This is a genomic window from Amniculibacterium sp. G2-70 (assembly GCF_014353055.1).
Classification (GTDB): Bacteria; Bacteroidota; Bacteroidia; order Flavobacteriales; family Weeksellaceae; genus Amniculibacterium; species Amniculibacterium aquaticum.
In genome coordinates, this window is sequence record NZ_CP060698.1 from 581,909 (window position 1) to 605,498 (window position 23,590).

Genomic DNA, 23,590 nt, shown 5'->3' on the forward strand with positions numbered 1-23,590 from the left:
TTGATTTTTGTAAAACGAAAAATGGATTTGTAGCTTTGCAAAATATTAAAATTCAATTCCATCATGCTGAAAACAGCACTTTTTAGATTACATTTTATTGTTTTTCTTTGGGGTTTCACAGCCATTTTAGGAAAACTCATCCATGCCAATGCCGATGTTCTGGTGTTTTACAGAATGCTGTTGGCAGCAGGTTTTTTGTTTGTTTACATACGATTCTTCAAAAAAGACAGTCTGAAAGTTTCCAAAAAGCTTTTCATCAACTTGGCGATTATTGGCGGGTTTATGGCGTTGCATTGGTACTGTTTTTTTACCTCTATAAAAGTATCCAATGTATCCATTGCACTGAGTTGTCTTTCTTTGTCCACCTTGTTTGCTGCGATTTTAGAACCCATAATTTTCAAAAGAAAAATAGATTTATCAGAAATCATCATGGGCATTGTGATTGTCATTTGTATGGGCATGATTTTCAATACCGAATTTCAACACAAAACCGGAATTATTTACGGAATTATTTGTGCCTTTTTCGGAACGGTGTTCTCCGTTTTGAACGGAAAAATATTTGGCAAAACCAGTGCGGGAAATATTATTTTTTATGAAATTTTTAGCGGTTGGGCATTGCTCTCCATCTTCTATTTATTCTCCGGTCAGATTTTCCATTTCGATCAGATTTCTTGGTCCGACCTAGGTCTCATCACCTTACTGGCAGGCGTTTTCACAGCTTTCCCCATGTTGGAGTCCGTACAATTGATGAAGTACATTTCGCCTTTCACACTCATCCTGACGGTCAATTTAGAACCCATCTACGGCATCATACTCGCCTATTTTATCTTTGGACAATCCGAACAGATGAGTCCCATTTTTTACATCGCATCAGCCGTGATGATCTTGGCGATTGTGGTAAACGGTGTTATAAAAGCAAAAAAACAAAAACAATTAAATGCATAATCTCTTATATTTGTATTTTTAAGATGAATATGAAAAAAATAATTGCGGGAATCTTTGTTTTTTCACAAATTTTTGCAAATGCACAAATTATCAGAAAATATTCCAATGAATTTCTAAATATCGGTGCTGGCGCTAGAGGTATCGCCATGGGTGGAGCCGTAATCTCCAACCAAAACGATGTCTATGCTCCCATGTGGAATCCGGCAGGTCTCAATTTTATTGAAAAAGATTGGCAAGGTGCAGCCATGCATGCCGAATATTTTGAAAGCATTGCCAAATACGATTATCTTTCTTTTGCCAAACCTTTGGACAACGGAAACGGTGTTATCGGGATTTCCCTTATCCGTTTGGGTGTAGATAACATCCTGAACACCACTCAAATGATTGATCCAGAAGGAAATATAGACTACGACAAAATTACAAAATTTTCACAAGCGGATTATGCCGGGATTTTCTCTTACGCCTTTAGTCCTGGCGGCAGCCAAAACCTTAATGTGGGGGTTAATGCCAAATTAATTTACAGAAATGTAGGAAAATTTGCCAACGGTTTCGGTTTCGGATTTGATGTGGGTGCTTTGTACCAATCGGATAACGAATGGAATTATGGCATCACGGTAAAAGATGTCCTGACTACGGTCAACTTTTGGAATGTCAATCAAAAAGAACTATCGACCATTGTAAACGGTGAAGAATTCAACCCGGCTCCAAAAGATAAAATGGAACTGACCATGCCAAAACTGAATGCCGGTATGAGTAAAAATTTTGAAATCAATAGAGATTTAGAACTTTTACCGGAGGTCGGCATCAATGTCGATTTTGCGAAAACAGCAGCGGTGATTTCTACCAGCTTTGCGAGCATCACACCGTATGCAGGCGCCGAATTGGCCTATCAAAAAATGATTTTTGTCCGTTTGGGAGTCAATCGTTTTCAGTCCATCACAGATATTGAGGATCTCAGCAGAAAAGTATCTTTCCAACCCAGCGGTGGTATCGGTATAAAATACAAAGGTTTAGAGTTGGATTACGCCATATCCAACAGCGGAATTGGAGCGTCCAATTATTTTTCAAATTTCTTTTCTTTAAAATTGGACATGAGCGTTTTCCGATCAAAATAAAATTGCCCTGCCAAATAAAATAAGCAAAACCCAATGCAAAAAAGCCGGAAATCTCCGGCTTTTTATATGTTTATATGATTTGGAACGAGGATTATTTCCACTTGATGTTGCAACCCATGCTAGGTTTTTGAAACTCTTCTTGAGCCTCTCCGCTCAAAAGATTTTCGAAAGCGATGATCAAATCTTCACCCGTAATTTCTTTATTGTTTCCAGGTCTTGAGTCGTCCATCTGACCACGATAGATTAGATCCAGCTTTTCATCAAAGAAATAAAAATCCGGAGTACAAGCTGCATCGTATGCTTTGGCTACGGCTTGGCTTTCATCAAAGAGGTACGGAAAATCAAATCTTTTTTCGATTTGAAACTCAATCATTTTATCGGGGGCGTCGGCCGGATATTTTTCGACATCGTTGGAGTTGATTGCGATAAATTCTATTCCTCTTTCGTTATAATCTTCATACAATTCATTTAATTTATCAATGATGTGCAGTACGAAAGGACAATGGTTGCACATAAAGACAACCAAAGTGGCTTTTTCTCCTTTCAATTCTTCCAAGGATTGCAATTCTCCCATTTTGGAAGGATTCGGAAGTTCGAAAAACGGTGCTTTTGTGCCCAATGCCAACATATTGGAAGGTGTATTTGCCATAAAATTTATTTTATAATGAATAATTTAATTTCTTGAGCAAAGATAAGGATTCTTGTAATGAATTTTGATAGTTGACCCAATTAATATCCGTTTCTTTTCTGTACCAAGTCAATTGCCTTTTGGCAAAGCGTCTGGAGTTCTTTTTCACTTCTTGCACAGCAAATTCTAATGACCATTCGTGGTTCAAAAATTTAAAAATTTCCGAATATCCAACGGTATTTAAAGCTACAAGTTTTTGAAAATCTACCAAGGCTTTCACTTCATCCAACAATCCTTTTTCCAACATCATATCGACCCTTTTGTTGATTCTTTCATAAATAATTTCTCTAGGCGCTTCTATTCCAATTCGGATGACAGAAAAATCTCGTTTTGCTTTGGGCTCTTCTATCAAGTCGCTGTATTTTTTTCCGGTTTGCCACGATACATCAATGGCACGGAGCAATCTTCTGGGGTTTTCCAGATCTACTTTTTGGTAATATGCTTCATCCAAATTCTTTAGTATCGTTTGCAAGCCTTCCAAACCTTGTTCGTCCCAAATGGATTGTAACTTATCTTGATTTTCTTCATTGGCTTCTGGCAAATCGTTCAGTCCGGAAATCAGGGCTTTTTCGTACATCATGCTTCCGCCCACCATTACCACAACAGGAAATTTAACAAACAATTCGTCCAATTTTGCAAGGGCATCCGTTTCGAATCTCCCAATGGAATAGTCATCGGTCACATCAAGATTTCCTACAAAATGATGAGGAACTTGAGCCAACTCTTCAGCTGTAGGAGCCGCTGTACCGATTTCCATTTTTCTAAAAAACTGTCTGGAATCGCAAGAGATAATTTCGGTAGAAAAGTGTTTTGCCAAATCGATGGCCAGCTTGGTTTTGCCAATTCCTGTTGTACCGACAATGGAGATTAGAGTTTTCATGCGGGCAAATTTCGTTAAAAAAATCTGAATCCTCTGTCGGTCTTAAAGAATAAAAAGGATAAAAATATCTTACAATTCCTTATCTTTGCATCAATTTTTTAGCAAAATACTATGCTCCTATCCATGACCGGCTTCGGAAGAAGCGAAAATACTTTTGAAGGTAAAAAAATTGTTGTAGAAATAAAGTCTTTGAACAGCAAAAGCATGGATCTGAACCTCCGCGTTCCGGTCAGATACAAAGAAAAAGAATTTGACATCCGTAAAAGTCTTAGCGACAAAATCCTTCGTGGCAAGGTCGATTGCTACATCAATGTAGAAACCATTGAAGACAGCAACGATGTAAAGATCAATAAAGATTTGGTAAATTCGTACATCAACGAGTTAAAGAGCATCAGCAACGATGGACCTGATTTTGAATACCTAAAGATGGCCATCCGTTTTCCTGAAGCCATCTCGACAAGACCGGAAGAATTGCAAGAGACAGAATGGGCATTCTTAATTTCTAGTATTGATGAAGCGGTAGAAAAATTCATTGAATTTAGACAAATTGAAGGTAAAACTTTGCAGTTGGAATTGTCTAAAAACATCCAAAACATCAGCCAAGCCTTGCAACAAGTGATTCCTTTTGAAGAAATACGATTGGCCAATGTAAAAGAACGCTACCAAAAAACACTGAGCGAATTTGAAAACATAGACGAAACCCGTTTCTATCAAGAATTGGCTTATTATACCGAAAAATTGGACATTTCTGAAGAAAAAGTACGCCTGACACAGCATCTAAATTACTATTCCGAAGTCATGAAAAACGAAGATTTTTGTGGAAAAAAATTAGGTTTCATTGCCCAAGAAATCGGAAGAGAAATCAACACTTTGGGATCCAAAGCCAACCATTCCGACATCCAAAAATTGGTCGTTGTGATGAAAGACGAATTGGAAAAAATTAAAGAACAAACCCTAAACATCTTGTAAAAATGGGAAAAGTCATCATATTTTCGGCACCTTCGGGAAGCGGCAAAACCACTTTGGTAAAACACAGTTTGGACTGCATTTCCGAATTGGAATTTTCCATTTCCTGCACGACACGATCTCCAAGAGGCGAAGAAATCAACGGAAAAGACTATTATTTCATCAGTCCAGCTGAGTTCAGAAAAAAAATTACCGAAGATGCCTTTGTTGAATTTGAAGAAGTCTATACCGACAAATATTATGGAACCCTGAAATCCGAAGTCGAAAGAATATGGAGCCACAATAAGACGGTAATTTTTGATGTGGATGTCAAAGGAGGTATTGCTCTAAAAAAATATTTTGGAGACAAAGCTTGTTCCATTTTCATCATGCCACCGTCCATTGAAGAATTGGAAAGAAGACTGATCCACAGAGGAACCGACGATGCCGAAACCATAAAAACCCGTGTCGCAAAAGCATCTGAAGAAATTTCGCACCAAGATCAATTTGACACGATCGTTACCAATACCATCTTAGACGATGCTAAAAAAGAAGTGGAAGCGATTATAAAAAACTTTATATTTACCCGTCATTAATTTATAAAAATCATGAACGAAACTATAAATACAGCAAAATCCAACCTACCGGTAAAGGGTTTCTTGGACATCAAAGACCTGATCATCCCTCAAGGTGAAGAGCTAAAACAAGCCATATTGGATCTAAAAAAAGAAAAAAATGCAGTGATCTTGGCGCACTTTTATCAACCGGCAGAAATCCAAGATATCGCAGATTTCTTGGGAGATTCTTTACAATTGGCAAGACAAGCCAAAGAAACCGAGGCCGATATGATTGCATTTTGTGGTGTACATTTCATGGCAGAAGCTGCAAAAATCCTTAATCCAAGTAAAAAAGTGGTTCTTCCGGATACTTTGGCCGGTTGTTCTTTGGCCGATAATTGCAGTGGCGAAGGACTTAGGAAAATGCGTGAGCAACATCCAGGAGCTCTTGTGGCAACCTACATCAACTGCAACGCCGAAACCAAAGCCGAAAGCGATGTGATTGTGACCAGCTCCAATGCAGAAGTGATCATCAATGCATTGCCAACAGACCGACCTATTATTTTTGCACCCGATAAAAATTTAGGCCGCTATCTTATGAAAAAAACCGGAAGAGACATGATACTTTGGGACGGTAGCTGTATCGTTCACGAAGCTTTTTCTATGGAAAGAATAGCTCAACAATTGGCCGATAATCCGGATGCAAAATTAATTGCCCACCCGGAGAGCGAAACTCCAGTATTGGACTTGGCTCATTTTGTAGGATCGACCTCTGCATTGTTGAATTATGTTGAAAAAGACGACTGTCAAAAATTTATTGTGGCTACAGAAGAAGGTATTCTACACGAAATGCAAAAGAGAGCACCACAGAAAACCCTGATCCCAGCATTGGTTTTTGACGAAAGTTGCAACTGCTCCGAATGTTTCTTCATGAAGAGAAATACAATGGAGAAACTCTATCTTTGTCTAAAATACGAACTTCCTGAAATCACGATGGATGAAGACCTAAGACTGAAAGCTCTGAAACCTATCGAATACATGATGGATCTTAGTAAAAATATAAAATAATCCTTCTTTAGAATAAAATTGAAAGCCTTTTGGAAATCTTCTGAAAGGCTTTTTTAAACAAAAATTCAAACTTATACCCAGAAAAATTATGACTTCAAAAATCATCATCGAAGACAAAAAAATATACGCCTACCATGGAATTTTGGAAGAGGAAAATAAAATTGGCACTTATTATCTGATCAATTTAGAATTGCATGCCGATCTTTGGAAAGCCAGTGAAAGCGATGATCTGAATGACACCATTAATTATGCCGAGGTCAATGAAATCCTTCATCAAGAAATGGAAATCAACTCGCAATTGTTGGAGCATGTCGCCGGAAGAATTTTGAGAAAAATTCATGAAAAATTCGGAAACATCACCTTCATCAAGATAAAAATCACAAAGACCAACCCACCGATGAAAGGCGAAATGAAAGGTGTTTCTGTAGAGTTGGAACAATCGTGGTAGTATTTTTGCTTGTCCAACATCAACAACAATTATTTCATGCTTAAAAAATTAGTCGTTTCATTTTTGTTAAGTTATTCTTTTGCCTTTGGGCAATGGACCAACAAGACCTTTCCAAAAGTAGCTTCCAGCCTGAACATCCCGATGCGAATTCCATTGGTGGAGCTCAATAAAATTATAAACAACAATACTAAAGATCTTTTGTACGAAGACAATTCTTATTTGGACAACGACAACGACCAATTCAAAATAAAAGTTTGGAAAACCCGAAACATCCGTCTGGTTGCGGGAACTGCGCAAAATTTTCTGGTGGAAGTTCCTCTTAAAATATGGGCCGAAAAAGGAATCGGAACTTTAGGAGTCTATCATTATCAATCCACCTCGTTTGAAACTGTGATGTACTTCAACACCGACATTATCCTAACAAAAAACTGGGGTATTGCTACAAAAACCAAGGCCAATGGATACAAATGGGTGCAAAAACCCGTCTTGGATTTTGGTTCAGTAAAAATTCCCATTACACCATTGGTTGAAAAAAGTTTGAAAAAAGAACAAGAAAAAATCTGCTCTACCATCGATATGCAAATGGGCAAAGAACTGAACTTTCAAAAAAATATTTTGGAGGCTTGGAATTCTTTTCAACAACCCATGCTGATCAATAAAGAATACAACACTTGGCTGAAAGTTAGCCCACAAAAAATTAATCTTTCGCCGTTAAAATTTTACAAAGACGAGATACAAACCACCATCGGAATCAACCTAATTTCTGAAACTTTCGTAGGTGAAAAACCGAGTGAAAACCCTGCAATCAAAACACTTTCGCCTCTGGAATTAGCCGACATTCCGAACAAAAAATTCCAATTGATGACCACAGCACAAATCCCAATTACAGAAGCCAATGCCATCGCCGAAAAGCAATTCCTGAACAAAGAATTTGACTTTAGAAACGACAAAATAAAAATCACTGCTATTTCTGTAAAAAATGAAAACGATAAAATCACGATTGATGCCGATACCGAAGGGGCAATAAACGGTAAAATCCTGATCAGAGGACTCCCAAAATACGATGCTGAAAAAAGAAAAATTGTACTGACGGATACAAAATTCAAGTTGAAAACCCACAATATTTTACACAAAACAGCATCCCTGTTATTCAAAAGTAAAATCATCAATACCATCGAGCAAGAGTACGGCATCCCTACGGATGAAATGGAGAACAATGCTAAAAAATCCATTGAAGAAAGCTTCAACAAAAGCTATCCGAACGGACTTTTGATGTCGGGAACGGTGTATTCCATTCAACCCAATGAGATCGATTTAACAGAAAGCAACATCATGGTTTTGGTAAAAACAGAAGCCGAGCTTAAGCTAACCCTCAACAACACAAAAGATTAGGACAAACCCTAATAAAATCAGAAAAAAAATAAAAATTAAATCTTGAAAAATATTTTTTTAATGTGCAAAAACTTATTATATTTGCACCCATAAAGAAAAACGGTGCTTTGGCCGAGCGGCTAGGCAGTGGTCTGCAACACCATCTACAGCGGTTCGAATCCGCTAGGCACCTCAAAAAGCATTCAGAATATGGATGCTTTTTTTATTCTATTTATCATCATTTTAAAACACGGACAAATGAGAAAATTATTTTTTATCGGACTTTGCACTTTAGCATTTTCAAATTTCAATGCTCAAATAACAACCACACAAACGGTTATTGACAGCACTCAAAACAAATTAAATAGTATTTCTGAAGAAGAATTGGCTAAAAAAAGATTAGAAGCTGAAAAAAAGATTGAAAAAGAAAAAAAAGAAGCACAAAGAAAATTAGAAAAAGCTGAAAAAGAAAGGCGAAAAGCTGAAAAGAAACTTGAAAAAGCAAAACGAGAGAGCGAAAAAGCCATTAGAAAAACGGAAAAGGCAAAGAACAACTTCGATAAATACACCAAAAAACTAAGTAAAGAAACCGAAAGGCTTACCGATATGGAGGTTAAACTTGAAAAGGACATCTCCAAAGGAAAATTAAGTCCTATTGATATCGACAAAGCAAAAAGTAAAATCTCTAAGCAAAAAATAACCATCAAAAAACTTCAAAATGAAGTTGACGATGCGCAAAGAGCATTGAACAAATTAAGATAAAAGATTAAAAATTTTTAATCCTAAAAAAGAATGTTTATTTTTAAACATTCTTTTTTTTATGGCCTATCAACTCTTTTCCTTTATCCTATTGATCCCTTGCCTTCTGGGGATTGGTCATGTTGTGAGCCTAAAATTCGGAACTTTATATCCCGGAATCAGCTCAAAAATCGTGTTGGGTATTGTTGCGACATCGCTGGTCTGGACGGTGCTTTCATTTTTCATTCCGCTAAATATTTATGTAGAAATAAGCACTTTGCTGTTGGGATATGCTTCTTTATATCTAAACAAAATGTGGAAAGAAGGGTGGAATTTCCTTAAAAACCAAAATATTTTATTTTATTTCACCCTCTTTTTAGTCTGTTTGTTCTCCAGCTTCTACCCTTTTATTCTGGATCATTTTGGATATTATGTTCCCTCCATAAATTGGATTTCAAAAATTGGCTTGGTCAAAGGAATCGGCAATTTGGATTTGATCTTGGGTCAAATGTCCATTTGGCACATTTTCCAAGCCGGCTTCAGCCATATTTCGGATCTCTATTTGCGCATCAACGGTTTGGTTTTATTGGTCTATATTTTCTATATTTTCGAGAAAAAATCATGGACACACATGGTTTTCTTACCGTTTTTATTTCTCTTTATACAATCGCCAAGTCCAGATCTTCCAGTACTTGCATTTTCTTTGCTATTGTTAAATGAATTTCTAGACAAAAACAAAAACGCAACCCTAATTTTCGCCCTATCCATTTGGGTTTTCAGCATAAAACCAACGGTAATCTGGTTGCCACTGTTTGCATTTTTTTATGGATTTTTCATTCTAAAATCTCATTTCAAATTCATACTTCCTGGAACATTTATTTTGATTTTATTTCTCGTGAAAAATCTATATTGTTTTGGTTATCCCATTTTTCCAATCGATTTTTTAGATTTAAACTTCAGTTGGAAACCCAATAGCGAAATCATGAAAACATCGGCTAAAGTGGCTGTAGAAAAAACTTTTGACATGCAATTCAGTTTTCAGGAAATACAAAAATTCACTTTTACAGAAAAGATAAAAAACTGGTTGTTCTTGGAAGGTATAAAATCCAAAATTCATCTATTGTTTATGCTGAGTTTGGTTCTATTTACCTTATTTACAATTAAACAAAAAAAGAAAATCATGTGGATTTTGTACATCTGCATTCTGATAAAAACCATTTTTGTATTGGCATTTTCTGCACAGTACCGTTTCTTTTTAGAACTGTATTTTGTGATATTCTATCTATTATTTCAAAATACCATTAGCAAAAAAACATCCACCGTAATAATGGGACTGTGCTCTGTATTTATTTTTCTGATTTTATCTTTTCCAAAGATCATACAAACCCAGATTCCATCGTTCAAATTGGGCTATTTTTTAACAGGATTCGAAAAAGATCAACTTTTGCATCCGGTTTATTTTGAACTGAAAAATTACCAAACTTTTAGCCTCGGAAATTTAACTTTTCATGTTTCTAAAGACTACCCCTACAATTTCGACACCCCCGTACCGTCTATTTCTACAGCATACATTCAGGAATATTATGATGCAGGAATTTTTCCACAATTGAACGGAAACGGATTAAAAAGTGGCTTTGTTTGGAAGAAACTGAACCGTGAAGAAATGATGCATCTGAACCAAATTTTGCTTCACATCAAAAAGCCTTAAAATCGTATATTATTCAGTATCTTAGCCCCAAATTTTGTATTGATGATAAAGCCCGAATACGATTTGCGACCGGTAAAAAATCCAACTTTAAAGAAAATCTACAGAACGATTTATTTTGCCAACACCAAAGCCGGAAAAATCTTTGACATCACCTTGTTGGTGCTTATCATCATCAGTACGGGATTGGTCATGTTGGAGACTGTACCTTCTTTGGACATCAAGTATCACAAAGCTTTTTTCATCATCGAATTTCTAATTACGATACTCTTCACCATAGAATATTTTTTAAGAATTTTTTCCATAAAAGACAAACGAGAGTATATCCTTTCGCCTTTTGGGATTATCGATTTCCTTTCCATCATACCTTTTTATTTGAGTTTATTTTTCCCTGTTTTGCATTATTTCGTGATCATCAGGATGCTCAGAATGCTCAGGATTTTCAGAATTTTCAACCTTGCCGATTACATGCACGATGGACGATACATTGTTTCGGCACTGAAAAATTCATCCAGAAAAATTTATATTTTCCTTTTGTTCATCGCGGTTTTCATAATTTTAATGGGATCGATTATGTATGTGGTTGAAGAAGGAAAAAACGGTTTCGAAAGCATACCACAAAGCATCTATTGGGCAACGGTAACCATTACTACGGTAGGTTATGGAGATGTCTCACCGTCTACACCATTGGGCAAGTTTTTGTCCATCATCATCATGCTGGCAGGTTATAGCATCATTGCGGTTCCTACGGGGATTATGACTTCAGAATTTAGACACAGCATGAACAAAAGACACTGTTCACAATGCGATGCTAACAATGAAGAAGATGCAAATTTTTGTAAAAATTGTGGTAAAAAATTTTAAACTACTGTTGCTATGCTATAAAAAACAATCCAATAACGGAAAGCGAATAGATGAGCAAAGCCACCCAAGAATCGACTCCCATTCCGAAATATCGTTTCCTGGATTTGATGACCATCCCTATAATGTAAATGAGTGTAATAAGCATTGCTACTGCAGTTAAATAAAGATTGACCGATTGGGTTTTGGGTAAAATAGCCGAATTGGTGATCCAAATCATGGGCAAAAACAAAGTGGGCAAAAAGGCATTTCCACCAAAAATATCATCGATAATGGGCGTGTACGATTTGTTTTTCACAAAAGCCAAACCACCAGAAATCTCCGGTAATGAAGTCACCAAAGCCAGTACGGTTGCCCCAAATATCACCCCGTCTATTTTATAATACGAAGCTATTGCCGAACTGGTATTTTCTAAAACCACCCCAAAAATCAATACAATCATTGAGATGAATAACAGTCCTATCACGGCAGATTTCTTATTGAGTTTCGTCGTTTTTTTAACTTCCACAATCGGAGTTTTGGGATTGAATTTTTGAAATTTTTTCATGGCCAAAATACTGGCAATCCACAAGGCAACAATCAACAATTCGGGAGGTGTGGTTCTGGAAAAAATAAAATTTTCAGGAAATTGTTTCCCCACCATGACCATACACAAAATGCCTACCAAAAAAAGACCTTGCAACAGTCCTGTTTCTGAGCTGGTAAGTGTGGAGAGAGGTTTTTTATCGTGTTTTCTGGATGCAAAATCAAACAAAATCAATAGGGCCGACTGAATGGCAATGCCGCCCAAAACATTACCTACCGCCACATCGATTGTACCTTTAACAGCACCGTTTATTGCAATGGCTATTTCGGGAAGGTTGGTTACTATTGCCAGCATGATGGTACCACCAAATGCGGCTCCTAGATGAAATTCGTCATCAATAAAATCGACAATTGTGGACAGTTTATTGCAAAAAAACCAAATGAGTACTGCCGAAAAAAGAAACAAAACAATATTTTGAGTGATTGTAAGTTGGAAATCCATGCTGAAAATTTTATACTAAAAGTACAATAAAATTCAAAAAAAAACATCCGAATTGTAAACAACTCGGATGCATTTGAAAAAAGTAAATTAATGATACACTTAAAATCCACTACTTTGTGAGGTCATCACAAACCGTAAAGAATAGTAGTTAGATGGCATTGTCAAAGGATCTGGACTTGCCGGAGCGTCTTTATAAAAACTAATTATTTCGAATTTCACATACTTACCGTCGTGTGTTTTCACAACGAATATTTTCCCCGGGACAGGAGAAATCATGTGATTGGTAGGATTGTAGTTGTACCACCCGTTTCCGCTTCCTGTCGGGATGGCATAGGTATTGGCAGCATCTTGCTTAAAGGTAGAAGCAGCAGGAATGGCTTTTAGTGCATCCAAAGTACTGCTCACCATGCTTACTGAAGCATTTCCTGTTCTCGTAGGTTCGTTGGCAAGTCCGATTGCAGTGCCCCCATTTATGACTATGGAAGTCCCTCTGAATGCTACATCCCATTGGTCATTGGTAACCACGGCATTGGCTGAAAAACTAAATTTTGTAAATTCTCCACTTACAGGTTGCCCCTGTCCACCGGATTGTGGAGCATGAATATTTTTGTGGGTCACCGTTGTCAGCACCGTCGATTCCGATTTAACACCTTCATTATCAGAAGATCTAGAGCAAGAAAAGGTTAATAGCATGGCCATAAGGCTCAATGATAAATTTTTAATAGTTTGTGTACTCATAATATTGTTTTAATTTTTTTAAAATTGAAAATTGATCCTTCCAAAAAGTTGCCTTCCTGGCAAATTGGAAATGTTATTTTTGTCGGTATAATCAAAAAGATTAACCACTCCGGCTTGTAACTGAAATCCATGAATAAAATCTTTAGACACGGAAATATTGGTTGTCGTATACGCTTTTACAAAATCATCGTAACGATCCAAAATATCGTTGCCATTGGTATCCAACAATCCGTACTTGGATCTATAAAACACCCTTGCATTGATGGTCGTTTTTAGTGCTGGTATCCTGTATTCAACCTTAACATTTGCGGTATGTTTGGATCGGTTATAAAGTCCGAAATATTCTTTCTTTTTCAATTTGAATGACTCTAAGGTTTCCGGATCTCTGGTGTATATCTCTCCTTGTTCCAAAGCATCCATCACCGACTTGTCTTTTGCTATCAGATATTGATAGCCTAAAGATAATTTAAGATTTGAACTGAATTTATAACCCAGATTCAGCTCTGTTCCGTAGGTGATAATTTTATTGATATTGAAATAGGAAAACACATTCTGACCGTTGGTTCTTTGTGCAACGACTTTGGTATCAATTAAATTCTTAATGTCATTGTAGAAAAAATTAGCGTCTAAAGTCCACCTGTTTTTCTTGTATAACATTCCAAAATTATAATTCATCGATTGTTCTGGCTTTAGTGGGCTCGAAAAATCAATGGGAACTAGGGATAACAATTGACCTTGATTTTCCAATATTTTCAGTTTTTCTTCGGCAACATTGTATCCCAAAATGGTGTATCCGATGGCCGAATTGGTGAAGTCAAAATACAACTGTCGAAGATCCGGAACTTTGTATCCCGCGCCAACTGTTGCTTTCAGAGAAAAATTTTCATTCCATTGATAATTAAACCCAACTTTTGGACTAAACTGCGTTTGATTCTGAAAATGATCCAAACGAAAACCACCCAAAAAATTCCATTTTTTGCTCAAGAACCACTCGAACTGACCGTATAAATATTTGGTATTCAGATTAATTTTATCATCAAAATAAGTTCTATCGAGCGATTCTAGATTCATCCCGAGACCCAAGCTCAACAAATTTTTGTTAAACGATATTGCAGACCGAATTTCCGGCCTAAAAAACAATTGATTAAAATTATTTTCCTCGAACAAACGACCGTCCGAATGATTCAAAAACTCATGCGATTGGTAACGAGTTATATAAAAATCATAGTCCAACTTTACATGTTCACCCCATTTTTGGTTGATGATGAAGGACTGGTTCCACTCATTAATTTTAGATTTTCCTAAAAGTTTTTCGCCATCAACCTCAGATTTGTAATCCTGATTTTGACCAAAAATTCGAGTGCTTGTCGAAAGTTTCCAATTTTCTGAAAGTTTTAGTTTTAATTTGGGTTGAATGGTGAAATTCTGATACGGCTCAACCGTTTGCAAATATGAATTATCTGATAAATTATAGCCTTTTGTAGCAAAATAATTCCCAAAAAGTTCAATTTTAAAATTTTCTTTTCCATACTCTAAAACCGTGGACAGATCGTGGGTATAGAAAGAAGCCAATTTGTAATTAAGTTTTCCTTGGATCTTATTCGTTGATTTGGGATCTTGGGTAATGATGTTGATAACCCCCGCTAAAGCTTCAGAACCATAAAGACAAGACGATGCTCCTTTGATAATTTCTATCCTCTCGATGTTGTTCACCGTAATCCGACTGAGATCCAAAGTCCCGGCGGACCTTCCAAAAAGAGGTTGCCCATCAATCAAAATCATGGTGTAAGCGGCATCCAAACCTTGCATTTGTAGGCCTTCGCCACCACCAAAATCCGGCACGGTGATCAATCCTGTTTGTTCTTGTAAAATTTCATTCAACCGACTCGAACCTGATTGTAAAATTTGATCTCTGGTAATGAGTTGTACAGGCATTGGCAAAGAGGTCATGGCTCTTTTGGTTTTGGTCCCGGTAATGATGATTTCGTCTATGGATTGAGCGTTCAAACTATCGCTTTTCATTTGGGCTTTGGCTGTAGAAAATACAACCAAAAACCCAAATATCAAGCTTGGAAATTGAGATTTCATCATTTATTTGTTAAATAGAAAGTAAATAAATTGAAAAAATTATCTAATAATGAAAAGGTCAATTATCGTGTTGATTTCTTCCTGCGATGCGTTTGTTTTTAACTTTGAAAGATGAACAAACAAGGGTTGGTCATTCACCATATTTTTTAATTTAATGTTTTGATTTTTGTCAAATTCCACCTGCCATTTTGCACGGACTTTTTTCCAAAAATCTTGGTTTTTAGCCCACCATTCTTGGGCTACTTTACATTTTTCGTCAGCCACTTTTGTGTAGGTGTTGTAGCCTTTTTCTTCGGCCAAAACGACATCTTTACCCTCGGCACTTCTGATGATTTTTTTATTGTCTTGGTCGTGGATCCAGCCGTTTTTGGTTATTTCTTGGGTATTGTTTCTTAGGGTAATATTATAATCGTCTCTTTTGGTGTACTCTCTTCTTGGCAATGGAGCGTTGGCAGTACTGTTCCAGAAGGTTCTTCCATCTACATTGGCCCAACTGGCACTGGCTTCGTAACGAGGTTCGTCACTGACTTCATATACCTTTTGAGTCCATTGTCCTTTTACATCACTGGGTTTTAGGTTAACCACCTTCCAATCGTTAAATCCATTATAATCGTACAATTTGGTGTTTTGAAACAACCAATCCTGTCTCCAATGTTTGATTACCGTGTTGTTTCCGACCAGCAAAAGATGCTGTAATGAAATTTTCTGAGGTTGATCTTCAATTGCTTGTACCCATTCCAAAGCGGTTTCGTGTTTGTCCATGGAAGGGACATAATTTTCCAAATCTTTGGAATACTTAAAAGTTTCAGCAAAATTAAATTTCACTTCATAGCATCCACACATGGATTTGATGGCTTTTTGGTCTTCCAATTTTTGCGCTCCTACCGATACGGCTACTCCTAATGCCAACATCAATGTGACTTTCTTCATTTTAATAATTTTTATTTAGATTAATTATAAATAAATTTAACGCGACAAAAGTATTCCCTTAATGGAGAAATAAAATTAGTTATCGGAAAAAAAGACTTTAGAAATTCGAAAAATTTTTCTGAGAATAGACCTTAGGACTCATCCCAAAATACTTTTTAAAGGACTGACTAAAACTGCTGATGGACGAATATCCTACCTCTATGGCAATTTCTTGAATGCTTTTCTGAGAATTTTGCAACAGACATTGAGCCAAAAGCATTCGATGTTCTTGGATGAATTCAAAAATGGTTTTTCCGGTATAGGCTTTGAAACCTTCTTTCAGATAGCAATCGTTGGTACCCACTGCAGAAGCTATTGTGGAAATGGTTAAAGAATCCGAAATGTTTTTTAAAATATAGTTTTTTGCCGTTTCTATACGATCTTCTTTCAGCCTTTTTCTTAGTACATTGCAAGTATTACAATTGTCCGATTGTTTTTTATTGAGTTGAACGATAAGAAATAAAATTAAACTTTCTATATACACTTTTCTTTCGGAGCCCTCTAAATTGCATTGGGTCAGCTCATAAAGTCGGGTCTGGGTAAGAATGCAAATGCTGGATAAAGAAACTTCATTCAATACAAAGTCATCGTACTTTTCAAAATACGATTTATGAATTAAAAAATGAAACAAATATCCTCTGTCGTCCAATTTGTAAAAACAATCATCAGAAGACAAATGGTAACACAAACTTACCATGCCATCTACAACGGATACCGTACATTTTGACTTTTCAGAATATAAAACTTCAAAGTGATAGGTTATTTTCTGAGTGATGATTTCCAATTTATGCACTGCTTTTTAATGTTATTCTTTATTAAAAAAAATACTATTTTTATTTAGATTAATTTTAAATAAGCGCAAAGATATCAATAAAAACTTTAGTTTCCATCTTCATAAATTTTAGAAATCGGGAAAAAATAAACGCGAGGGAAAAAATCCTTCGCGTTTTAAATTAGATAATAATTCTTCTTACAACTTTTTAATAGCGGCATCCATCTTTTCTAAAGCCAGATCCAACTCTTCTTTTGTCACATTCAGATGCGGACGGAAACGGATGGATTGGTCACCACAACTGAGTATAATCAAATGATCTTGGTACAATAAATCTCTTAGTTTATCCCTTAAATCACTGTCCGGCAAATCCACAGCACACATCAATCCTCGGCCTCTTGCAGCAGAAAGTACACTTGGATATTTGGCACAAAGTCCCTTTAATTTCTCTAAAAGATAATCGCCCAAAACTTTAGAATTTTCAACCAAATTTTCTTTTTCAATCACTTCCAATATCAACTGAAATCTACAAAAATCGATAAAATCTCCTCCAAATGTAGAATTGATTCTGGAACTTTCAACAAAAACATGGTGCTCGACTTCATCAAATTTTTCTTTATTGGCCAAAATACCACAAACTTGTGTTTTCTTACCAAAAGAAATAACATCCGGAACTACTGAAAAATGTTGGAAACCCCACATTTTACCGGTCATACCGATACCGGTTTGCACTTCATCAAAAATAAGAAGCACTTCGTTATCGTCACAGATTTTTCTGAGTTCAACAAAAAACTCATCACGGAAATGGTTGTCCCCACCTTCGGCTTGTATCGGCTCAATAATGATGCACGCCACCTTGTCCGGATGGGTAACTATGGCTTCTTCGATGTGCAATAATGCCAATCGTTCTTGCTTCATGGTTTCTTCCAAATTTTCTTCGGTAATTGGAAAATGCAGTTTCGGATTTATGATTCTTGGCCAGTCAAACTTTGGAAAATACTGGTACTTTCTAGGATCTGAAGTATTGGTCAAACTCAAAGTATAACCGCTTCTCCCGTGGAAAGCTTGTTTGAAATGGATGCAAATTTCGCCTTCTTGTTTCAGTCCTTTTTCAAAATTCTTTCTGGTTTTCCAATCGAAACAGGCCTTCATCGCATTTTCTACCGCCAGAGTTCCTCCGGAAATAAAGAATGCGTACTGCAATTCTTTTGGGATGGCTACCCTCTCGAAAACCTCCATAAATTGGGCATACTCATCGGAATAGACATCGGCCAAAGTCGGTTTGTTGATCGCCATTTTGCCCAACCATTCCGTTTTTGTCAGCAAATACGGATGGTTGTAGCCTATGGATGCCGATGCAAACATGGAAAACATATCCAAATATTCGGTATTGCTTATTTTATCGTAAATCCATGATCCGTGAGATTTTTCAAAATCCATTACAAAATCAAAGCCGTCGGCCAGGATGTGTTTGGAAAGTATCTGTTTGACTTTATTGGTTGCTAAGGGTTGTTCAGCTATTGCGTTATTCATATTATTATTTTTTGTTGATGTTAGTTATTTTGAAATTATTTGGTGGTTAATGGTTTTACAAGTCAAACTTGATCCCTTGTGCCAAAGGAAGTTGCGTTGTATAATTTATGGTATTGGTCTGTCTTCTCATGTAATATTTCCAAACATCAGATCCGGACTCTCGACCACCGCCGGTTTCTTTTTCGCCGCCAAAAGCACCTCCGATTTCGGCACCAGAAGTTCCGATGTTTACATTAGCTATACCACAGTCGGATCCGGAATGGGAAAGGAACATTTCGGCTTCGCGAAGATTATTGGTCATAATTGCTGAGCTCAATCCTTGAGGCACTGCATTTTGAAGTTCAATGGCTTCATCCAAAGTTTTATATTTGATTAAATACAAAATAGGAGCAAAAGTTTCGTGTTGAACTACTTTATAATGGTTTTCAACCTCGGCAATACACGGTTTTACATAGCAACCGGATTGATACTGGTCACCGGTAAGAACACCGCCTTCGACCACAAATTTTCCACCTTCGGCTTTGCAATTCTCAATGGATTCTAAATATTGATTCACCGCCAATTGATCAATCAGAGGCCCAACATGATTGTTTTGATCCAGTGGATTGCCAATTTTAATTTGAGAATAGGCTTTAACCAAACGGTTTTTCACCTCATCGTACACCGATTCGTGAATGATAAGTCTTCTGGTGGTGGTGCATCGTTGGCCTGCAGTACCTACAGCACCAAAAACGGCACCTATGATGGACATGTCCAAATCTGCATTTTCGGTGATGATGATGGCATTGTTACCTCCCAATTCCAAAATGGATTTCCCGAATCTTTCTGCCACTTTCGAAGAGACCATTCGACCTACTTTGGTCGATCCGGTAAAAGAAACCAAAGGGATGTTTTTGTCTTCGACCAAAACTTCACCGATTTGATGATCGCCAACAATCATGGACGAAATTCCTTCGGGCATGTTGTTTTCTGCTAATACTTCGTTGATGATATTTTGACAAGCGATGGCGCAAAGTCCCACTTTTTCGGATGGTTTCCAAACGGTAACATTTCCACAGATCCAAGCCAAAGCGGTATTCCAAGACCAAACGGCAACAGGGAAATTAAAAGCTGAGATCACTCCCACAATTCCTAAGGGGTGATATTGCTCGTACATTCTGTGTCCCGGTCTTTCGGAATGCATGGTATATCCGTGCAATTGTCTGGAAAGTCCAACGGCAAAATCACAAATGTCTATCATTTCTTGTACCTCGCCATAACCTTCTTGTAGGGATTTGCCCATTTCGTAGGAAACCAATTTCCCCAAATCGTCTTTGTATGCTCTAAGTTTTTGTCCAAATTGTCTTACCAATTCTCCTCTTTTGGGAGCAGGTATGGTTCTAAATTCCTTGAAAGCGGCTTTTGCTTTTTCTATAACTTGTCTATAATCTTCTACCGAGCCGGACTTAATGGTTGCAATGAGGCTTCCGTCCGTAGGAGAATAGGATTCTATCCATTCGCCATTTGCGAAATATCCTTTGCCGGAAGAAACTCCGAGGTTTTCTTTACCAATTCCTAAATTTTTCAAGGCGATTTCTATTCCGAAATCTTGAGTTGTATTTGTCATAATGCTGTTAATTCATAAGGTCGTTAAAGATATGTATTATTCGGAAAATAGCAAAAAACCATTTGATGATTTAAGAAAGTTTTAACGATACCCCTATTTCAAAAGAAAATCATTAAATTTGAATTTTCAAAAAAAGTTTACATTCATGAATCATAATCAAGAAGACCATTCGAAGTTGAAAAAATGGTTTAAAAGAGTGGGATGGGCAGGATTGGCTTTCTTCACCATTAAAGGTTTGGTTTGGTTGGTCATCTTTTATTACGGAGCCGAAAGCATTAAAGGTTGTGTTAACATCTAAGAGCCAGTGATAAATCAAAAAATCATAAAAAAAGCCGTTTGAAAGTGGAGTTTCAAACGGCTTTTTGAGATTTATACGATTTATTTCGATTTTTGTGGAGGATAATTTTTCATGATTTCTGAAACTATTTCCGGAATCTGTCGTTGTTTCGATTTTGGTGAATCTACGGAAATACCGCTTCCTACACCTTGCCAAACCAGTTTCTGAGACTGTGCATCGATCAAATCGATGATTAAAGCACCTTCGTTGTAATTGCTTGTCCAAGTACGGCTCATGCCAATGCCCCAACCAAAAGGTCCGCCCCAACCGTACATGCCATACGGTCTATCCACATTAATATCTTTAACTTTTTTGTGGTTGGCTTTGACATTAACTATCAAATCCGGGTGATCCGCTACTACCAAACCTTTGGCTTGCAGTTGTTTGGAAACTTCGTTCAACACTCTATCTTTGTCGATGTCATTCAGTTGCAAATCGTTGATTCTTAATTTATAGGATTTGTACTGAACAAAATTTACGGTTTCTGCATAATCGGTTTTCACATTAAAAGGCGTACACGAGGTCAGTCCCAATGTTAATGAAGCTAAGATTGCAATTGCATATTTTTTCATAATTCTATTTTTTTAAATCTTTTTTAAAGGAATCTGTTTTTTTATCGTATCCATAAGGACAATGTTTGCATCCATTTTTGCAACAATATCCTCTTTTTAGGTGGTATTTCTCTGTAAAGACCTTATATCCTTGTTCGTTATAATAAAAGTCCTCACCTTCTTTGATATCAATTTTTGCCATGAGTTAAATACTAATCAAATACTTTCTTACTTTTGTTTTATGATAATTGTGTGCCAAAAGCTTCTCAAAAATACAAAAATTAATGGTATTGCTCTCTTCCCTTTTATTATTTTGAAAAATCCAGAATTTCAAGAGGATAAAACTTTGGTCAATCACGAAAAAATACATCTAAAACAACAATTAGAATTGCTGATTGTTTTCTTTTATTTGTGGTACATCATCGAATATTATTATTGGTCATACAAACTAAAGTCCCGTTACGGAGCCTATAAAAAAATTTCGTTTGAAAGGGAAGCTTATGACAACGAAGACGATTTGGATTATCTAAAAAAAAGAAAATTTTGGAGTTTTTTACGATATTTTAATTAACTTCTGTGTTAAACACTCTAAAAAAAGTTAAAAACCTTGAGGTTCAAAATAAAAAATCATTAACTTTGTTTACATGGAAATTCCAAGTACCATAATCCCTATTACAGAAATTCTTGTAAACAAAAACATACAACTCTTCATAAAAAGGGAAGATCTTATACACCCCGAGATTTCCGGTAATAAATATTGGAAGCTTTTCTATAACATCAAAAACTATCTTAGTCAAAATCCTAAAAAACCACAACTTATTACTTTTGGTGGTGCATTCTCCAATCATATTGCGGCTACAGCAGCCCTTGCAAACGACCTCAATATTCCTTCTTTAGGAATTATTCGTGGAGAAGAATTGGTGGACAAATGGCAAGAAAACCCCACATTGAGTTTGGCTCACACAAAAGGAATGGACTTTCGATTTGTGACCAGGACCCAATACCGAGATAAAGAAATTCTCTCAAAAGACATTTCTAATGAATATCCCGAAGCTCTCATTGTCCCTGAAGGCGGCACCAACTCATTGGCTGTAAACGGGATACAACACATGCTAAATAACGAAACAAAATATTTTGATTACCTTTGCACCGCAGTTGGAACCGGCGGAACGCTTTCTGGCATTGTAAAATACAGTGAAGAACACCAGAAAAGCATTGGCTTCAAAGCGGTAGACGATCCTACTTTATGCGACAGAATTATCCAACTTTCAGGAAAAGAAAATTTCGTACTGATGGATGCACACGACGGACGATACGGAATAATAAATGATGAATTAATCCGTTTTATCAATGATTTTCAAGAAAAATACAACATCCCGTTGGATCCTGTCTATACTGGAAAAATGATGAAAAAAATTTTTGAACTGATCGATCAGAACTATTTCCCGAAAGATTCAAAAATATTGGCCTTTCATACCGGAGGTCTCCAAGGAATTTCTGGAGCTAATGAAATGCTTATTAAACAAAATAGATTAACCATAAATTGTAAAATATGAAAAAACTTTTAGCAATAACAAGCTTTTTTATACTTTCTAAAAACCAAGCACAGACTTGGAAAACTGAAGAACAATACATACAAAAATTTGCTACCTATGCGGTAGAAGAAATGGAAAAATACCACATCCCGGCCTCCATCACCTTGGCTCAAGGTCTATTGGAAACCGGTGGCGGACAAAGCAGATTGGCGCAAGAAGGCAATAACCATTTCGGCATCAAATGCAAGGAAACCTGGACGGGGAAATCCATGAAACACACCGACGATGCCCCTAACGAATGCTTCCGAGTGTATGACAATCCCAGAGAGTCGTATGAAGATCATTCGAAGTTTTTGGTCGAAAGAAAACACTATGCCCCACTTTTCCAATTGGATCCTAAAGATTATAGAGCTTGGGCTTTTGGACTGAAAAAAGCGGGTTATGCAACCAACCCAAAATACGCATACATTCTATTAAATAAAATTGAAAAATACAAACTTTACGAATTTGACAACACCACTTCCAAAGAGGTATTGTACACCGTTCTTAGGTTATATCCAGGATTAAAAGACGACTCGTCTTTTATGGCACAGCTGGACAACAAAAAGGAAAAAACCTCTAGAAATATTCCAAGCTCTTTGGCAGCAGTTAATGAAAAACCGCAATTTGTAGAAATAAAATCTAAGGTAGAAGCACTGAACGATATGCTCATCAAGAACCATCCCAACGGAGGATTGAAGTATGTTATTGTGCCCGAAAATACCACCATCCGATTTATTGCCAGCAAGTACGGTATCCCTGAAGGGAAAATCATGAAATGGAATGAAACGACCCTTCAAGAAGTGGCTAAAAATTCTATCGTTTTCCTAGAACCTAAAAATACAGAAGCCCGAATTGCTACTTATACTGTGGAAAATGGCGAAAACATGCATACCATAGCACAAAAATTCGGCATTCGATTGGACAAACTGTATTCTAAAAACAGAATGAGTATTGGCGAAGAGCCTAAATCCGGTGATGTTCTTTATTTACAAGATCGCAGACCTAGAAGCTAATTCAGCTTTCAATTATAAAACAAAATCCGCCTATCTTCTTCAGAAAGGCGGATTTTTT

At 36.7% G+C, this 23,590-nt stretch carries 25 protein-coding genes and 1 tRNA gene; 15 read left to right on the top strand and 11 right to left on the bottom strand.

All coding sequences use genetic code 11. The features are described from left to right. Positions 1-63 precede the first annotated feature (63 nt). Positions 64-945 (top strand): DMT family transporter, encoded by an 882-nt coding sequence (locus tag H9Q20_RS02690; RefSeq protein ID WP_187478240.1) that lies wholly within the window; start codon positions 64-66, stop codon positions 943-945. A gap of 29 nt (positions 946-974) precedes the next feature. After that, complete coding sequence (locus tag H9Q20_RS02695; protein ID WP_187478241.1) at positions 975-2,060, top strand: PorV/PorQ family protein; 1,086 nt, start codon at positions 975-977, stop codon at positions 2,058-2,060. Between the two features lie 91 nt (positions 2,061-2,151). Here the strand turns inward: H9Q20_RS02695 and H9Q20_RS02700 are convergent, their stop codons facing one another. Both H9Q20_RS02700 and miaA read right to left on the bottom strand, forming a co-directional pair. Then, positions 2,152-2,709 (bottom strand): thioredoxin family protein, encoded by a 558-nt coding sequence (locus H9Q20_RS02700; protein ID WP_124640642.1) that lies wholly within the window; start codon positions 2,707-2,709, stop codon positions 2,152-2,154. A gap of 10 nt (positions 2,710-2,719) precedes the next feature. Further along, entirely contained in the window at positions 2,720-3,628 is a 909-nt protein-coding gene (gene miaA, locus H9Q20_RS02705) for a tRNA (adenosine(37)-N6)-dimethylallyltransferase MiaA (RefSeq protein WP_124640641.1), read from the bottom strand. 111 nt (positions 3,629-3,739) lie between these two features. Here miaA and H9Q20_RS02710 point away from each other — a divergent pair, with 111 nt between their 5' ends. The 9 genes from H9Q20_RS02710 to H9Q20_RS02750 all read left to right on the top strand — a co-directional run bounded on the left by H9Q20_RS02710 (position 3,740) and on the right by H9Q20_RS02750 (position 11,324). After that, positions 3,740-4,597 (top strand): YicC/YloC family endoribonuclease, encoded by an 858-nt coding sequence (locus H9Q20_RS02710; protein WP_124640640.1) that lies wholly within the window; start codon positions 3,740-3,742, stop codon positions 4,595-4,597. Between the two features lie 2 nt (positions 4,598-4,599). Beyond that, positions 4,600-5,169: a guanylate kinase gene (gene gmk / locus H9Q20_RS02715; RefSeq protein ID WP_124640639.1), complete on the top strand. Its 570-nt coding sequence runs from the start codon at positions 4,600-4,602 to the stop codon at positions 5,167-5,169. Positions 5,170-5,181: 12 nt separating this feature from the next. Next, positions 5,182-6,198, top strand: a complete 1,017-nt coding sequence (gene nadA / locus H9Q20_RS02720; protein WP_187478242.1) for a quinolinate synthase NadA — start codon at positions 5,182-5,184, stop codon at positions 6,196-6,198. 88 nt (positions 6,199-6,286) lie between these two features. Then, on the top strand, positions 6,287-6,646 hold the full coding sequence (gene folB / locus H9Q20_RS02725; RefSeq protein WP_187478243.1) for a dihydroneopterin aldolase: 360 nt from the start codon (positions 6,287-6,289) through the stop codon (positions 6,644-6,646). A gap of 36 nt (positions 6,647-6,682) precedes the next feature. Further along, positions 6,683-8,038, top strand: a complete 1,356-nt coding sequence (locus H9Q20_RS02730; RefSeq protein WP_187478244.1) for a DUF4403 family protein — start codon at positions 6,683-6,685, stop codon at positions 8,036-8,038. A 101-nt stretch (positions 8,039-8,139) separates the two neighbouring features. Beyond that, positions 8,140-8,210, top strand: a tRNA-Cys gene (locus H9Q20_RS02735). 65 nt (positions 8,211-8,275) lie between these two features. Further along, entirely contained in the window at positions 8,276-8,779 is a 504-nt protein-coding gene (locus H9Q20_RS02740; protein ID WP_187478245.1) for a hypothetical protein, read from the top strand. Between the two features lie 58 nt (positions 8,780-8,837). Further along, on the top strand, positions 8,838-10,463 hold the full coding sequence (locus tag H9Q20_RS02745; RefSeq protein WP_187478246.1) for an LIC_10190 family membrane protein: 1,626 nt from the start codon (positions 8,838-8,840) through the stop codon (positions 10,461-10,463). Positions 10,464-10,505: 42 nt separating this feature from the next. Next, complete coding sequence (locus H9Q20_RS02750) at positions 10,506-11,324, top strand: ion transporter (protein ID WP_187478247.1); 819 nt, start codon at positions 10,506-10,508, stop codon at positions 11,322-11,324. A 10-nt stretch (positions 11,325-11,334) separates the two neighbouring features. On the opposite strand, the gene H9Q20_RS02755 is transcribed toward H9Q20_RS02750, so the two are convergent. From H9Q20_RS02755 to H9Q20_RS02785, 7 genes are all read right to left on the bottom strand, one after another. Next, positions 11,335-12,348: a sodium:calcium antiporter gene (locus tag H9Q20_RS02755; protein WP_187478248.1), complete on the bottom strand. Its 1,014-nt coding sequence runs from the start codon at positions 12,346-12,348 to the stop codon at positions 11,335-11,337. 99 nt (positions 12,349-12,447) lie between these two features. Beyond that, on the bottom strand, positions 12,448-13,086 hold the full coding sequence (locus H9Q20_RS02760; RefSeq protein ID WP_187478249.1) for an HmuY family protein: 639 nt from the start codon (positions 13,084-13,086) through the stop codon (positions 12,448-12,450). A gap of 18 nt (positions 13,087-13,104) precedes the next feature. Further along, a complete protein-coding gene (locus H9Q20_RS02765; protein ID WP_262385565.1) occupies positions 13,105-15,177 on the bottom strand; it encodes a TonB-dependent receptor plug domain-containing protein in 2,073 nt (690 codons plus the stop codon). Between the two features lie 36 nt (positions 15,178-15,213). Beyond that, the gene (locus H9Q20_RS02770; protein ID WP_124640629.1) at positions 15,214-16,104 is read right to left on the bottom strand and encodes a DUF6607 family protein; all 891 of its coding nucleotides are present in this window, start codon (positions 16,102-16,104) and stop codon (positions 15,214-15,216) included. A gap of 97 nt (positions 16,105-16,201) precedes the next feature. Then, the gene (locus tag H9Q20_RS02775; protein ID WP_124640628.1) at positions 16,202-16,936 is read right to left on the bottom strand and encodes a helix-turn-helix transcriptional regulator; all 735 of its coding nucleotides are present in this window, start codon (positions 16,934-16,936) and stop codon (positions 16,202-16,204) included. A gap of 177 nt (positions 16,937-17,113) precedes the next feature. Next, positions 17,114-18,448, bottom strand: a complete 1,335-nt coding sequence (gene lat, locus H9Q20_RS02780) for an L-lysine 6-transaminase (RefSeq protein WP_187478251.1) — start codon at positions 18,446-18,448, stop codon at positions 17,114-17,116. Positions 18,449-18,503: 55 nt separating this feature from the next. Then, the gene (locus H9Q20_RS02785; RefSeq protein ID WP_187478252.1) at positions 18,504-20,054 is read right to left on the bottom strand and encodes an aldehyde dehydrogenase family protein; all 1,551 of its coding nucleotides are present in this window, start codon (positions 20,052-20,054) and stop codon (positions 18,504-18,506) included. A gap of 145 nt (positions 20,055-20,199) precedes the next feature. Here H9Q20_RS02785 and H9Q20_RS02790 point away from each other — a divergent pair, with 145 nt between their 5' ends. Next, complete coding sequence (locus H9Q20_RS02790) at positions 20,200-20,352, top strand: FAM210 family protein (protein WP_164472011.1); 153 nt, start codon at positions 20,200-20,202, stop codon at positions 20,350-20,352. An 80-nt stretch (positions 20,353-20,432) separates the two neighbouring features. Here H9Q20_RS02790 and H9Q20_RS02795 read toward each other — a convergent pair whose 3' ends face one another. Together H9Q20_RS02795 and H9Q20_RS02800 are read right to left on the bottom strand one after the other, a co-directional pair. Next, the gene (locus H9Q20_RS02795) at positions 20,433-20,963 is read right to left on the bottom strand and encodes a DUF4136 domain-containing protein (RefSeq protein ID WP_124640625.1); all 531 of its coding nucleotides are present in this window, start codon (positions 20,961-20,963) and stop codon (positions 20,433-20,435) included. A 4-nt stretch (positions 20,964-20,967) separates the two neighbouring features. After that, positions 20,968-21,144, bottom strand: coding sequence for a DUF5522 domain-containing protein (locus tag H9Q20_RS02800; RefSeq protein WP_164472010.1), 177 nt, complete (start codon positions 21,142-21,144; stop codon positions 20,968-20,970). A 39-nt stretch (positions 21,145-21,183) separates the two neighbouring features. On the opposite strand from H9Q20_RS02800, the gene H9Q20_RS02805 reads away from it, so the two are divergent. From H9Q20_RS02805 to H9Q20_RS02815, 3 genes are all read left to right on the top strand, one after another. Beyond that, positions 21,184-21,513, top strand: a complete 330-nt coding sequence (locus H9Q20_RS02805; RefSeq protein WP_187478253.1) for a hypothetical protein — start codon at positions 21,184-21,186, stop codon at positions 21,511-21,513. 73 nt (positions 21,514-21,586) lie between these two features. After that, the gene (locus tag H9Q20_RS02810; protein WP_124640623.1) at positions 21,587-22,498 is read left to right on the top strand and encodes a 1-aminocyclopropane-1-carboxylate deaminase/D-cysteine desulfhydrase; all 912 of its coding nucleotides are present in this window, start codon (positions 21,587-21,589) and stop codon (positions 22,496-22,498) included. Next, positions 22,495-23,532, top strand: coding sequence for a glucosaminidase domain-containing protein (locus H9Q20_RS02815; RefSeq protein WP_124640622.1), 1,038 nt, complete (start codon positions 22,495-22,497; stop codon positions 23,530-23,532). The genes H9Q20_RS02810 and H9Q20_RS02815 overlap by 4 nt, the downstream gene beginning before the upstream one ends. Positions 23,533-23,590 lie beyond the last annotated feature (58 nt).